Origin of the sequence: Saccharopolyspora halophila, assembly GCF_039531955.1 — a bacterium.
Taxonomy (GTDB): domain Bacteria; phylum Actinomycetota; class Actinomycetes; order Mycobacteriales; family Pseudonocardiaceae; genus Saccharopolyspora; species Saccharopolyspora halophila.
In genome coordinates this window covers 311,032-325,576 of the sequence record NZ_BAAARA010000008.1, presented here as the reverse complement: position 1 = coordinate 325,576, position 14,545 = coordinate 311,032, and the positions used below count along the sequence as shown (strand labels likewise).

Annotated in this window: 6 protein-coding genes and 3 rRNA genes; 6 read left to right on the top strand and 3 right to left on the bottom strand. The window is 65.4% G+C overall.

The genetic code is table 11. From position 1 onward, the window contains the following. The first annotated feature begins 101 nt into the window (after positions 1 to 101). The 4 genes from ABD289_RS14075 to rrf all read left to right on the top strand — a co-directional run bounded on the left by ABD289_RS14075 (position 102) and on the right by rrf (position 9,459). Positions 102 to 3,764 carry an FkbM family methyltransferase gene (locus ABD289_RS14075; protein WP_344131443.1) on the top strand — a complete coding sequence of 1,221 codons (3,663 nt, stop codon included), beginning with the start codon at positions 102 to 104 and terminating at the stop codon, positions 3,762 to 3,764. 605 nt (positions 3,765 to 4,369) lie between these two features. Continuing rightward, positions 4,370 to 5,891: ribosomal RNA gene (locus ABD289_RS14070) — 16S ribosomal RNA — on the top strand. Between the two features lie 236 nt (positions 5,892 to 6,127). After that, positions 6,128 to 9,206: ribosomal RNA gene (locus ABD289_RS14065) — 23S ribosomal RNA — on the top strand. A gap of 136 nt (positions 9,207 to 9,342) precedes the next feature. Beyond that, positions 9,343 to 9,459: ribosomal RNA gene (gene rrf, locus ABD289_RS14060) — 5S ribosomal RNA — on the top strand. Together the 16S, 23S and 5S rRNA genes form the textbook arrangement of a ribosomal RNA operon. Before the next feature lie 161 nt (positions 9,460 to 9,620). On the opposite strand, the gene ABD289_RS14055 is transcribed toward rrf, so the two are convergent. Further along, positions 9,621 to 10,382: a TrmH family RNA methyltransferase gene (locus tag ABD289_RS14055; RefSeq protein WP_344131440.1), complete on the bottom strand. Its 762-nt coding sequence runs from the start codon at positions 10,380 to 10,382 to the stop codon at positions 9,621 to 9,623. A gap of 83 nt (positions 10,383 to 10,465) precedes the next feature. Here ABD289_RS14055 and ABD289_RS14050 point away from each other — a divergent pair, with 83 nt between their 5' ends. Together ABD289_RS14050 and ABD289_RS14045 are read left to right on the top strand one after the other, a co-directional pair. After that, positions 10,466 to 11,902: a WS/DGAT/MGAT family O-acyltransferase gene (locus tag ABD289_RS14050; RefSeq protein ID WP_344131437.1), complete on the top strand. Its 1,437-nt coding sequence runs from the start codon at positions 10,466 to 10,468 to the stop codon at positions 11,900 to 11,902. Continuing rightward, the gene (locus tag ABD289_RS14045; RefSeq protein ID WP_344131434.1) at positions 11,899 to 12,408 is read left to right on the top strand and encodes a DUF6912 family protein; all 510 of its coding nucleotides are present in this window, start codon (positions 11,899 to 11,901) and stop codon (positions 12,406 to 12,408) included. Before ABD289_RS14050 ends, ABD289_RS14045 begins: the two co-directional genes overlap by 4 nt. Before the next feature lie 72 nt (positions 12,409 to 12,480). On the opposite strand, the gene ABD289_RS14040 is transcribed toward ABD289_RS14045, so the two are convergent. Together ABD289_RS14040 and rsgA are read right to left on the bottom strand one after the other, a co-directional pair. Further along, complete coding sequence (locus tag ABD289_RS14040) at positions 12,481 to 13,338, bottom strand: SCO4651 family lipoprotein (RefSeq protein ID WP_344131431.1); 858 nt, start codon at positions 13,336 to 13,338, stop codon at positions 12,481 to 12,483. A 189-nt stretch (positions 13,339 to 13,527) separates the two neighbouring features. Beyond that, complete coding sequence (rsgA, locus tag ABD289_RS14035; protein WP_344131428.1) at positions 13,528 to 14,535, bottom strand: ribosome small subunit-dependent GTPase A; 1,008 nt, start codon at positions 14,533 to 14,535, stop codon at positions 13,528 to 13,530. Between the last annotated feature and the right edge of the window lie 10 nt (positions 14,536 to 14,545).

Genomic DNA, 14,545 nt, shown 5'->3' with positions numbered 1-14,545 from the left:
CAGTGAGTCAAATGGCTCCTAGCGGCGTCCTCCGGTTGGGGCGTGGGTACTAACTGGTACTGGGCGTTTTGCTGTGATGGGTGAGGCGATAGGTTGCGCGCGTGACTGATTCGCAGGACGACTCCCGCGGCTCCGAGTCCGAGGCCGCGCTGCAATCGGGCGTTCTCGAGCAGCCGGGGGAGCCCGTCGAGCCGGAGTGGCCGGCCGAGCAGCCCGCCGAACCCGTTGCCCTGCAGCTTCTCGGCTGCACCCTGGCCTGCCGGGACCAGCTCCCGGCGGCGCGGGTGTTAAGGGACAGCTTCCGGGAGCACCACCCCTCGGCCGGGTTCGTCCTGCTGCTCGTCGACGAGGTGGACGCGGCGCGGGACGAACCGGATGCCCTGTCGGTCGGCGACATCGGCGTCGACCCGCAGGAGTTCGCCAGGCTCGCCGCCGGGTGCACCGCCCGGCAGCTGCGCGAGGTGCTGCGGCCGCGGTTGCTCGGCCACCTGCTCAAGACGGGCGCCACGGTGCTGCACTTCGAGCCGTGGGTGCAGGTCTTCGACCGGTTCGACGACCTGCTGGCGGGGCTCACCGCCGAGCGCCCGGTCGCGCTGGTTCCCCGCGTGCTGCAACCCCTCTCGGTGGACGGCCTCCGGCCCAGCTCCGCCGACCTCGCCGAATCGGGGACCTTCGATCCCAGCGCGTTCGCCGTGCGCCCCGGCGCTGAGCAACTGCTGTCCACCTGGACCGAGCAGCTGCGCGCCGACCCGACCATCGCCACGCCGATGCTCGAGGGCGTCTCCGCGCTGGTCGATCACCAGGTGATCCGCGATCCGGGCGTGGGCCTGTCGGTGTGGAACGCCGCGCAGCGCGACTTCGCCGCAGGCGAGGACGGGCACATCGTCGACGGGGCGAGGTTGCGCAGCGTGCACTTCGACGGGTTCCAGCCGCAGCGCCCGTGGCTGCTCTCGGCCGAGTACACCGACCGGCCGCGCATCCTGCTCTCCGAGCACCCGGACCTGGCGGGTCTGTGCGCGAGCTATCGCAGCGCCCTGGTCGGCGCCGGTTACTCGCTCGAGCAGCCGCACTCCTACGACGCCCTGCCGGGCGGCGAGATCGTTCCGACGAGCCTCCGGGCGGAGTACCTGAACGCCTGGCTGAGCGGGGGAGACGCTCCGCCCAGCCCGTTCGAGCCCGGTGGTGAGGCCGGGTTCCGCGAGTGGGCCTTCAGCCCGGCCGACGAACGCCAGCGCGTCGCGGGCGCCTCCCGCTGGACCGCCGCGATCTGGGCCGATGACGAAATCCTGCGCCGCGACTACCCGGATCCGTTCGGCGCCGATGCCGAGGCGTTCCACGAGTGGTGCGCGGACGTCGGGGTGGCCAGCGGTCGCGTCCCCGCCGAGGCCGTGCACCGCCGCACCACCGAGCGCACCTCGCTCGTCGACCAGCTGGGCGTGGCGATCCTGGGCACCGGACCGCTCGCGGAGCTGATGCGCGCCGCGGTCGGTGCCTCCGGCCTACCTTCGGCCGACACCGCCTACTACCCGGTGGTGCTGCGCTGCGAGCCCGATCTGCCGGTTCCGGCGGGTCGCTACGTCATCGACGTGCACGCCGGTGGAGCGCAGAGCACCGACGCCGCCGAAACCTGGGTGCTCTCCGAGCGCAGCCGAGCGGCGGTGCGCCGCGCGGGCATCAAGACGCGCGTGGTCGCGCTGCCCGCGCCGGACCGCGAACCCGTGGGCCTGGCCGCCCGCAAGGGCGCCCGCGCTCGGTTCGAGCTCTCCGATGAGTTCGTGATCGCCGCGCGGGTCGATCACGGCGCTGAACGCGCCGCGAACGCCCTGGGCGTCGTCTCCGCGTTCCGCACCGCGTTCGCCGAACGCGAGGACGTGCGCCTGGTCCTGGGCGTCGACGGCGCGCACGAGCACCCGGAGGCCGCCGAGCGGCTCCGGCTCGCCACCGCCTCGGACTCCCGGATCCAACTGGTCGAGACCGACGTCGACCTCGGAAAGCTGCTCGCGGCCGCCGACTGCTTCACCTCGCTGCACCGCGCCGACGCGGGTGACGACCACGTGCTGCGGCTGCTGGAGGTCGCCGCGCACGGTGTGCCGGTCGTCGCGGGCGACCACGGCGCGGTCGGTGAGATCTTCGGTGCGCAGGCGGCTCGCCTGGTGCCCTGCCAGGGCGCGGGCGAGCCGGACATCGAGGCCGCCGCCGACATCCTGCGCGCCGCCGCCGACGATCCCGCGGGCACCGCGGCCTTCGGTGCCGCCGCGAGGGAGACGCTCCTCGGCACGCACACGGTCGTCCGCGCGGGTGCCAAGCTGCGGGAACGCGTCGAGCACGCCTACCGCAACTGGCGCACCAAGCACTCCGGGGACAAGCACGGGCAGTTCGACGACCCGCTGCGCGCGTTGCTGGTCGCCAGGCACGCGCTGCACCGCGCCCCGGACGTCGGCAACGCCGCGGGAACCCGCAACGCGATGGCTCCCGCCCTGCGCAAGGCGGTGCTGCGCGCGCTCAGCCACTACGACGAGCACATCCGCGACGTGATGCGGTCGCTGGTCGACGGCGTCGAGCAGACCGCCTCCGAGCTGCTGCGCAGGCAGTACGAGGCCGACGGGGACGGCGATGTCGAGAGCATGCGCGCCGACCTCGCCCAGGTGCTGCGACGTCAGGAGCAGTTCGGCGCTCAGCTCGACGGCACCGATGACGGGCTGGTTCGCGCCCGCACCGATCTCGCGGAGCAGCACCGCAGGCTGCAACAGCTCGAGGAGGGCGGGACGAGCGGTCGCGACGACCGCGTCGACGCGCTCACCGAACGCATCGACGGGCTGACCGGGGCGATGGAGAAGCTCCTGGACCGGATGGACCACCTGGAGCGCAGGCAGCAGACCGACCCGGAGGTCGAGGCCGGTGTGCGCGCTGCGGCCGGCGACGCGGCGAACGCCCTGCAGCGCACCGACGTGCTGCAGCGGATCCTGCTGCGCGAGCACGAGCGGGCCACCGGTTCGGGTGATGGCACCACGACACCGGTGCTCTGCGACGCGGGCCTGATGCGGTTGCCCGCGGACGACAGCTTCATGCTGCCGTGGTTGTCGTCGCACCCGACCTGGGACGCGGACATCTCCGCGCTGATCGACTCGCTGCTCGAACCCGACGGGGTCTTCCTCGACGTCGGTGCCTACGTGGGCTACCAGACGGTGCGGGTGCTGAGCAGGCTCGGCAACAGCGGAGCCGTGGTGGCCGTCGAGCCCTCCGCGCAGAGCAGTGCGCTGCTCAAGCACAACGTCGAGGTGAACGTTCCGGCCGCCTGGGGAGATCGGCTCGTGGTCGTGGAAGGCGCTGCCTGGGACAGCGCCGGGGAGGTCACCGCCGAGCCCTCGCTCGCCGGGGGCGTCTCGGTCTCCCCGGAGGGCGAGGGCGAGCGCGTGCGCGCGATCCGCCTGGACAAGGAGCTGGAAGGCCTCGCCGCGGTCAAGGACATGAAGTTGTCCGTGGTGCACGTCGACGTCGGTGGCCGGGTGCACCGCGTGCTGGGCGGCCTGGTCCGCCTGCTCCGCCGGGACAAGCCGTCGATCGTGTGCTCGTTCACCCCGGAAGCGATCACCCAGATGGGCGACGACCCGGCGGCTGCGCTGCGCGAGTTCGGCACCTGGGGTTACGAGCTCGTCCCGGTCGGCCGCGAGCACCCCGTCAGTGCCGATGACCTGCTCGAAGCCATGAACGCAGCGGGCGGCGGGAGCACCGTCAAGCTCTGGCTGCGCCCGAAGGGCAAGTGACCCCGCTGGGCCGAACAGGTGGTGTCAACCCGGTGATCAGGCGATTTGACATCGACGGAGAGTGTGCGTAACTTTCTATTTGCCGCACGGAAAGCCGGAAGGTGCGGGGCGTTCGCCCTGTGGCTGACGGCGCCGGGAGCGCCCGAGTTCATCGGACTTTCGAGTCCGGGGATGTGGAGCGCAGACCGGCCCGGGGCGCGCGGGTTGACACCGCGAAGCGCACCGGGTAACGTAAAACGGCCGCCAACGGAACTGGAACCGAGGTTCTCGATCCGAAGGCAGTTGAAAACTTCAAGCAAGGCTCTCGCTCCGGCGGGAAAGTTCGGGGGACCCCCCTGAAAACGCCGAAAAGCGAGCCTGCTAAAGTAATCAACACAAGAACGACGAGGAAATAACTCCCCGGAGTTCCAGCTCTTGATTGGGTTGGGGTGATGGTGTGGGTGTGTTCTTTGAGAACTCAACAGCGGACTGTTTTGGTTAGTGTTCTTTTATGCCCCTGATCATGTGATGCACGGTTGTGTGTTGTGTGGTTGGTGGTTTCTTTGAGTATGCACGCTCCGACCTGTGGGTTGTTGAGTGTGTTTGCTGGGATTGTTTCAACAGCATTGTTGGAGAGTTTGATCCTGGCTCAGGACGAACGCTGGCGGCGTGCTTAACACATGCAAGTCGAACGCTGAAGCACTTTCGGGTGTGGATGAGTGGCGAACGGGTGAGTAACACGTGGGTAATCTGCCCTGCACTCTGGGATAAGCCTTGGAAACGGGGTCTAATACCGGATAGGACACATGGCCGCATGGTCTGTGTGTGGAAAGTTCCGGCGGTGCAGGATGAACCCGCGGCCTATCAGCTTGTTGGTGGGGTAGTGGCCTACCAAGGCGACGACGGGTAGCCGGCCTGAGAGGGTGACCGGCCACACTGGGACTGAGACACGGCCCAGACTCCTACGGGAGGCAGCAGTGGGGAATCTTGCGCAATGGGCGAAAGCCTGACGCAGCAACGCCGCGTGGGGGATGACGGCCTTCGGGTTGTAAACCTCTTTCGACAGGGACGAAGGGTGACTGACGGTACCTGTAGAAGAAGCACCGGCTAACTACGTGCCAGCAGCCGCGGTAATACGTAGGGTGCGAGCGTTGTCCGGATTTATTGGGCGTAAAGAGCTCGTAGGCGGTTTGTCGCGTCGGCCGTGAAAACCTACAGCTTAACTGTGGGCGTGCGGTCGATACGGGCAGACTTGAGTTCGGCAGGGGAGACTGGAATTCCTGGTGTAGCGGTGAAATGCGCAGATATCAGGAGGAACACCGGTGGCGAAGGCGGGTCTCTGGGCCGATACTGACGCTGAGGAGCGAAAGCGTGGGGAGCGAACAGGATTAGATACCCTGGTAGTCCACGCCGTAAACGTTGGGCGCTAGGTGTGGGGACTGGTTCCACGGTTTCCGTGCCGTAGCTAACGCATTAAGCGCCCCGCCTGGGGAGTACGGCCGCAAGGCTAAAACTCAAAGGAATTGACGGGGGCCCGCACAAGCGGCGGAGCATGTGGATTAATTCGATGCAACGCGAAGAACCTTACCTGGGTTTGACATGCACCAGATTGCTGCAGAGATGTGGTTTCCCTTGTGGCTGGTGTACAGGTGGTGCATGGCTGTCGTCAGCTCGTGTCGTGAGATGTTGGGTTAAGTCCCGCAACGAGCGCAACCCTTACCCTATGTTGCCAGCGCGTGATGGCGGGGACTCGTGGGGGACTGCCGGGGTCAACTCGGAGGAAGGTGGGGATGACGTCAAGTCATCATGCCCCTTATGCCCAGGGCTTCACACATGCTACAATGGCCGGTACAGAGGGATGCGATACTGTGAGGTGGAGCGAATCCCTTAAAGTCGGTCTCAGTTCGGATCGGGGTCTGCAACTCGACCCCGTGAAGTCGGAGTCGCTAGTAATCGCAGATCAGCAGTGCTGCGGTGAATACGTTCCCGGGCCTTGTACACACCGCCCGTCACGTCATGAAAGTCGGTAACACCCGAAGCCCATGGCCGAACCCTTCGGGGACGGAGTGGTCGAAGGTGGGACTGGCGATTGGGACGAAGTCGTAACAAGGTAGCCGTACCGGAAGGTGCGGCTGGATCACCTCCTTTCTAAGGAGCAGTACACCCCGGCCTGTTTGTGGCTGGAGTTGTCCATGGTTTGGAAACGCGTGTTTTCCACTGTGGGTGCTCGATGGATTGTGGAACGCACTAACTGCCTGGCCTGGTGGTCGGGGAATGGTTCGCTGTTGGGTGTCTGAGGGAACACACCGCCGCCTCGTGTGGGGGTGGTGTTGTTGTCTTGGGTTGTTGTTTGAGAATTGTATAGTGGGTGCGAGCATCTTTGTGGCCAAGTTTTGAGGGGCACATGGTGGATGCCTAGGTACCAGGAGCCGATGAAGGACGTGGGAGGCCGCGATAGTCCTCGGGGAGCTGTCAACCAAGCTGTGATCCGAGGGTGTCCGAATGGGGAAACCCAGCTCGAGTGATGTCGGGTTACCAGCACTTGAATGTATAGGGTGTTGGAGGGAACGCGGGGAAGTGAAACATCTTAGTACCCGTAGGAAGAGAAAACACTGGTGATTCCGTGAGTAGTGGCGAGCGAAAGCGGAGGAGGCTAAACCGTGCGCGTGGGAGACCTGGTAGGGGTTGCGTGTACGGGGTTGTGGGACATCGTTGGAGAGAGCTACCACTTTCTCAGCGTGGCAGTTCGGGTTAGTCGAATGATCTGGGAAGGTCGACCAGAGACGGTGAGAGTCCGGTAGACGAAAGCTTGTTCTGTGCGTGTGGTGGTGTTCCCGAGTAGCAGCGTTTCCGTGGAGGGTGCTGTGAATCTGGCGGGACCACTCGCTAAGCCTAAATACTTCCTGGTGACCGATAGTGGATAGTACCGTGAGGGAATGGTGAAAAGTACCCCGGGAGGGGAGTGAAAGAGTTCCTGAAACCGTGTGCCTACAATCCGTCAGAGCATGATCTTTTGGTTGTGTGATGGCGTGCCTTTTGAAGAATGAGCCTGCGAGTTACTGCTGCGTGGCGAGGTTAACCCGGTGTGGGGTAGCCGGAGCGAAAGCGAGTCTGAAGAGGGCGTTGAGTCGCGTGGTGTAGACCCGAAGCGGAGTGATCTACCCATGGCCAGGGTGAAGCGCGGGTAAGACCGTGTGGAGGCCCGAACCCACCAGGGTTGAAAACCTGGGGGATGAGCTGTGGGTAGGGGTGAAAGGCCAATCAAACTTCGTGATAGCTGGTTCTCCCCGAAATGCATTTAGGTGCAGCGTCGCATGGTTCTTGGGTGGGGTAGAGCACTGGTTGGTTGATGGGCCTTCACGGGTTACTGAGATCAGCCAAACTCCGAATACGCCTGAGTGGAGTGTGGCAGTGAGACGGCGGGGGAAAAGCTTCGTCGTCGAGAGGGAAACAGCCCAGAGCATCGGCTAAGGTCCCTAAGTGTGCGCTTAGTGGGAAAGGATGTGGGATCGCAGAGACAACCAGGAGGTTGGCTTAGAAGCAGCCATCCTTGAAAGAGTGCGTAATAGCTCACTGGTCAAGTGGTCCTGCGCCGACAATGTAGCGGGGCTGAAGCGCACCGCCGAAGCCATGCCAACAGCCTTGTGTTGTTGGGTAGGGGAGCGTCCTGCATGCGGTGAAGCCGGCGTGGAAACGTCCGGTGGAGTGTGTGGGAGTGAGAATGCAGGCATGAGTAGCGAATGCAGAGTGAGAATCTCTGCCGCCGGATGACCAAGGGTTCCTGGGGAAGGTTCGTCCGCCCAGGGTGAGTCGGGGCCTAAGGCGAGGCCGACAGGCGTAGTCGATGGTTAACGGGTTGATATTCCCGTACCCGTGTGTGCGCGTCCATGGTGAGGCTCCTGAGACTAACCATCCGCGAGTGGTGGATCCTTTCGAGGTGATGCTGTGAGTGCATGGGACCTGAGGGGGTAGTAGTCAAGTGATGGGGTGACGCAGGAGGGTAGCTCTGCCAGTGAGTGGTTGTACTGGTGTAAGCCTGTAGCCCGGTGTGTAGGTAAATCCGCATGCCATGTGGGTGAGAGGTGATGCGTAGCCGTGGTGGTGAAGTGAGTGATCCCATGCTGTCGAGAAAAGCCTCTAGCGAGTGTGCGCACGGCCCGTACCCGAAACCGACACAGGTGGTCAGGTAGAGAATACCGAGGCGGTCGGGTGAACTGTGGTTAAGGAATTCGGCAAATTGCCCCCGTAACTTTGGGAGAAGGGGGGCCACTGCTGGTGAACGCCCGTGCGGTGGGAGCTGGTGGTGGTCGCAGAGGCCAGGGAGAAGCGACTGTTTACTAAAAACACAGGTCCATGCGAAGCTGTAAGGCGATGTATATGGACTGACGCCTGCCCGGTGCTGGAACGTTAAGAGGACCCGTAAAGCCCATGCGTGGGTGTAGCGGAGAATTTAAGCGCCAGTAAACGGCGGTGGTAACTATAACCATCCTAAGGTAGCGAAATTCCTTGTCGGGTAAGTTCCGACCTGCACGAATGGCGTAACGACTTCTCCGCTGTCTCGACCACAGGCCCGGTGAAATTGCAGTACGAGTAAAGATGCTCGTTTCGCGCGGCAGGACGGAAAGACCCCGGGACCTTTACTATAGCTTGGTATTGGTGTTTGGTTCGGCTTGTGTAGGATAGGTGGGAGACTGTGAAGCGTCCACGCTAGTGGGTGTGGAGTCGTTGGTGAAATACCACTCTGGTCGTTCCGGGCATCTAACTCGGGTCCGTGATCCGGATCGGGGACAGTGCCTGGTGGGTAGTTTAACTGGGGCGGTTGCCTCCTAAAGGGTAACGGAGGCGCCCAAAGGTTCCCTCAGCCTGGTTGGCAATCAGGTGTTGAGTGTAAGTGTATAAGGGAGCTTGACTGTGAGACTGACGGGTCGAGCAGGTGCGAAAGCAGGGACTAGTGATCCGGCACTGGCTGGTGGAAGCGGTGTCGCTCAACGGATAAAAGGTACCCCGGGGATAACAGGCTGATCTTGCCCAAGAGTCCATATCGACGGCATGGTTTGGCACCTCGATGTCGGCTCGTCGCATCCTGGGGCTGGAGTTGGTCCCAAGGGTTGGGCTGTTCGCCCATTAAAGCGGCACGCGAGCTGGGTTTAGAACGTCGTGAGACAGTTCGGTCCCTATCCGCCGCGCGCGTAGGAGTCTTGCGGAAGGCTGTCCCTAGTACGAGAGGACCGGGACGGACGGACCTCTGGTGTGCCAGTTGTTCTGCCAAGAGCACGGCTGGTTGGCTATGTTCGGGAGGGATAACCGCTGAAAGCATCTAAGCGGGAAGCCTGTTCCTAGATGAGGGCTCCCACCCCGTTGTGGGGTTAAGGCCCCCGGTAGATGACCGGGTTGACAGGCCGGATGTGGAAGCGCAGTAATGTGTGGAGCTGACCGGTGCTGATAGGCCGAGGACTTGTCTACGAAGATGTTACGCACCCACTATACGATGTCTGAAACAACAACCCGATTGTTGTTGAGGATGTTTAAGTGAATAATGTGTCACCGTGTGGTGGCCCTCGTGGTTTTCCACCCCTTGTGTGTGGGGTGGGTGTGGGTTGTCGGTGGCGATGGCGGGGAGGGTCCGCCCGGTCCCATTCCGAACCCGGTAGCTAAGCTCCCTTGCGCTGATGGTACTGCACTCGACAGGGTGTGGGAGAGTAAGACACCGCCGACACATTCCTTACAGGGAGGGGTGTGACACCCGGAATGAAACTTTCCGGGTGTCACACCCCTCCCTTTTTTGCATTCCTGGGACTGGGGCGGATTGCTCCCGCTTCCGGGTGTCCGCTGCTGGAGTGGCGGTGCCCGGAGGTCCGCAGCACCGCCACCCCGACCTCAGCTGAGGAAACGCCTGCGAATCTCGAAGCAGAGCACGGCCGCAGCACTGGCGACGTTGAGGGATTCCACGCCACCGGACATGGGAATGGACAGGGGCTGGGCGATGCGCTCCTGGACCTCTTCGGAGAGGCCGGCGGTCTCACTACCGAGGACGAAGACCGCGCGGGAGCCGAAGTCGGTCTGGTAGATGTTCTCCGGCGCGCCTGCTTCCAGGGCGTAGAGGGGATATCCCGCCTCGGTGAGGAGCTCGGCCGCTTCGCCCGCGGTGTGGCTGCGCAGCACGGGAGCGTGGAACGCGACCCCCGCGGAAGCCTTGATGACCAGCGGATCGATGGCCGCGACACCGCGGTGCGGGACCACGATGCCGTCGATGCCCGAGGCGGTCGCGGTGCGCAGGATCATGCCCACGTTGGCCGGAGTGGTCAGGCCATCCAGCAGCAGGACGTTGCGCGGGGCGTTGGCCCGGTCGGCGAGCGCATCGGCCAGCGGACGCATCTTGCGCGCGACCACGTCTGCCGCCACGCCTTGGTCGTGCCTGCCGTTGCCCGCGAGCACCTTGACCCGGTGGGCGCTGGCGCGCTGCACCTTGACCGCTCGGTCGGCGGCAGCCTCCTTGATCTCCTCGATGACCGGTCCGCGCAGGCCCTCGGCAACGATCACCTTGTCGACGCGCAGGTCGTAGTCGGCGAGCGCCTCGAGCACGGGTTTGCGGCCGTAGACGGTGACGAATCGGTCTTTCGGAGAAACTTCGCTGGTCACATGTTCAAGTGTCACATGCCGGTGATCCCGGTCGGTGGGTGAACCCCTCCGGAGGGGTGCGGACGTGTGCCAGGATCACGGGCATGTCAGATCGTCTCTCCGCAGTCGATTCCTCCTTCCTCTATCTGGAGGACTACACGACCCCGATGCACGTCGGGGGTGTGGCGGTTTTCCGGCGCCCGAGAAGCGGTTTCGATTACGACAAGGTGCTGTCCCTGATCGACCGCCGATTGGGACTGGTGCCCCGCTATCGCCAGCGGGTGATGGAGGTGCCCGGCGGGCTCGCGCGCCCGGTGTGGGTGGACGATCAAGATTTCGACCTCACCTACCACGTCCGGCGTTCGGCGTTGCCGAAACCGGGAAGCGACGATCAGTTGCACGACCTGGTGGCCCGGCTGATGTCGCGCAAGCTCGATCCCACCCGCCCGCTGTGGGAGCTGTACCTGGTGGAGGGGCTGTCGAAGAACCGCGTCGCGGTCATCACCAAGACCCATCAGGCGATGGTGGACGGCATCGGGGCCATTGACATAGGCCAGGTCATCTACGACACCGAGAAGGATCGCGATCTCGGTGACGAGGACGATCTGTGGATGCCACGCCCGCAGCCGCGAGTTGCGGAACTGCTGGTCGAGGCGGTGACCGATGCGGTGAAGAGTCCGGGCGAGGTGGTGGAGAACGCGCGTGCTGCGGCGGTCGACGTGACGGCCACCGCGCAGAAGGTGGGACGTGCGCTCGGTGGGGTGGCCTCGGCGTTGCGCACCGCCATCGTGCCCGCACCCGCAGGCCCGCTCAACGCGCCGACGACCACGCAACGGCGGTTCGCGGTGGCCAAGGCCAAGCTGGAGGACTTGAGGGCTGTTCGCAATGCCCACGGCACCACGGTCAACGACGTGGTGCTCGCGGTGGTGACCGGCGCGTTGCGCAACTGGCTGCTCTCCCGCGGCGAGGTGGTCTCGCCGTCGACGACGCTGCGCGCGATGGTGCCGGTATCGGTGAACGCCGGGGATGCCGAAGCGGCCGCCACCTATTGGGACACCGCCAGCCTGCCGGTCGGCGCGATCGGCAACAAGGTCTCGGCCTACCTGGTGGACCTGCCGGTCGGGGAGGGCAACCCGACCGTGCGGTTGCACCAGGTCAGCCATGCCATGCGCGCCCACGCCGAGTCCGGTCAGTCGGTGGCTGCGGGGGCCCTGGTGCGGGTGTCCGGTTTCGCGCCGCCCACGTTGCACGCGTTGGGCGCGCGGGTGGCCAATCAGTTCTCGGACCGGTTGTTCAACGTCCTGGTGACGAACGTGCCGGGCCCGCAGGTGCCGCTCTACGCGGCGGGGGCGAAGATGATGGAGATGTTCCCGGTGGTCCCGCTGGCCAAGAACCAGTCGTTGTCCGTCGGGATCACCTCCTACGACGGTGGTGTGTACTTCGGCTTGAACGCCGACCGCGATGCGATGCCCGATCTCGGGGTGCTCGCGTCGATGGTCGGTGAGGCAATTGACGAGATGATCGGGACGGTCGACGCATGAGGATTTACCTGCCTGCCACGCTGCCGATGCTGCAGCAACTCGTGGCGGACAAGCAGATGCAGCCGCCCGGCGGGACGGCTTTCGCGTTGACTCCGGCGCTACGCGAGTCCTACGCCAGCGGCGATTCGGAAGAGCTCGAGTACGCGGCGATGCGCGAGGCCTCGCGCGCCTCGCTGCGACTGCTGGCCGCCGAGCTCGACGGGGACGAGGAGGGGAAGGCCACCTCGCGGCGGGTGGTGATCTCCGCCGACGTCGAGGAGGTGACGCTGCGGCCCGATCTGGACTACGCGGTCGTGAAGGTCACCGGCCAGGTGAGCTGGCGGCAGCTCGCTGCCGTGCACGTCGACGCGGGTGAGGCCGAGGAAGCGGTACGCGCGGCGGCCGGGGTGATCGACGCGGCCGATCTCGGAGACCAGGACGCCGAACTCGCCCTAGGCGACGCCGAGGACCACGAACTCGCCTGGTTCGCCCCGCAGGAAGTCCCGTTCCTCCTCGAACTGATGTGAGGAACGAGGATGGGAACCTTCCTGTCACCGGCGCCCGGCTTCGTGACAGGAAGGTTCCCATCCTCGTTTCGGTCAACGCGGCGGCTGGGCGACTGGTGGGGCGTCTTCGAAGACGCCGACCTCGTTGCGCGGGGGTGCCGCGATGTCGACGGAACTGCCCCACTCGCGGTAGGTGGACGTCAGTGACACCTCGCCTGCCTGCTTGACGTCCTCGGTGGCGGCGAACTTCACGGGCGCGCCCTTGTCGTCGACCCACAGCTGGAAGCCCATTTCCCGCCGGCCCTCGTGGGACGCTTCCTCGAACCGCTCCCGCTGCTGCTGATCGGGTGCGATCTCGGCGGCCCGAGCAGTGTTCACCCGCAAGTCGTAGCGCGTTGCGGGGCGGCCGTCGACGTTGTCGGGTGCCGAGTTCTGGATTCGGGTGGCCTGCTCGATGCCCGTGAAGGTGGCGCGGGGGTCGACGGCCTGGTGCATCTGCTGCAGCGCCGGGCCGAGCAGTTTCGAACCGAAGTCGTTCGCCCCGGGACTGATGCGCAGCCACGGCTTTCCCGGCTCGGGCTGGGCCATCGGCGTCTTCACATAGCCGGTGCCGTCGATCACGGCGAGGTCCAGGGGGTTCGGCCTGGTGTTGCGGGTCTGCCCGGACAACGAGATGTCGGTTCGGGGGCCCTGGTAGCGCACGGCGCCATCCGCGTTCAACTCGCCGACCATGCCCAGATCACCGCGCAGCGAGGTGCGCGCGGTGCGGTGCTGGTTGATCTGGTCGATGGCCCGGTGCAACACGGCATCGGCGACCGGCCTCGGATCCGGGGGTGCGGCCATCGGTTCGGTCGGTCGGGGTGGGGGTGGTTGACCGGTGCAGGCACCGAGCGCGGCGACGAGAACGAGACCGGCGGACAACACCGCAGTCCTGGTGCGAGCTCGGGGCATCGGGCGCGCTCCTGAAGGCAGGTGGTGGCGTGCGGAGCTCCGCACTGGTCGCTGGCCAACGCTAGCAATCAGGCTTGCCGCGCACCTGGTAGAGAAAGCCCTTCTGGGGGACAGCCGTGCTGGTGCGAGGAAGGGAACCTTCCTGTCAGTTCGCCGACGCGAAGGTTCCCTTCGCACGGTGCGCTGAGGTCAGTCGTCGTCCAGTCCGGCCCGGGAACGCAGCAGTCGTCGCAGGGAGACCAGCTGGTCGGCGTTGCTGTTCCCGGCGGCGAAGGTGTCGAGGTGACAGTCCGGGTCGTCCTCGCCACCGAGGTGACCGCAGTTCGGCGGGCATTCCTCGGCCGCTTCGGCGAATCCCTCGAAAGCGGCGAAGATGTCGTTGGCGGTGATGTGCGCGAGCCCGAACGAGCGAATGCCGGGGGTGTCCACGACCCAGCCTCGCTCCGGCAGCGCTAGAGCGACCGCGGAGGTGGAGGTGTGCCGACCTTTACCGACGCCGCTGACCTCGCCGGTCGCGCGCTCGGCCGCGGGTACCAGCCGATTGACCAACGTGGACTTGCCGACGCCGGAATGCCCGACCAGCGCGGACACCCGGTCCGTCAGCAGCTCGCGCAACTCCTCGGGTTCGTCCTCCAGGTTGGTGATGACGATCGGCATGTCCAGCGAGGAGTAGGTCTTGAGCCAGTCACCCGGAGCGGCGAGGTCTGCCTTGGTCAGGCACAGCACGGGAGCCAGCCCACCGGCGTAGGCGGCGATCAGGCAGCGGTCGATGAAGCCCGTCCGCGGTGGAGGATCGGCCAACGCGGTGACGATGATCAGCTGCTCGGCGTTGGCCACCACCACCCGCTCGTAGGAGTCGGTGTCGTCGGCGGTGCGGCGAAGCACGCTGGTGCGCTCGGCGACCCGCACGATGCGGGCCAAGGTGTCGGGCTTGCCGGAGATGTCGCCGACCACGCTCACCTGGTCGCCGACCACGACGGGCGTGCGGCCGAGCTCGCGGGCTCGCATGGCGGTGACCAGTTGTGCCGGGTCGCCGTTGAGCGCGCAGGTCCAGCGGCCGCGGTCGACGGCGATGACCATGGCCTCGGTCGCGTCGGCGTGCTTGGGGCGCTGTTTGCTGCGGGGCCTGCTGCTGCCCCGCCCCGGGCGCACTCGAACGTCGGACTCGTCGAGATCCCGCCAGCCTCGCTTGCCCATCAATTCGCCT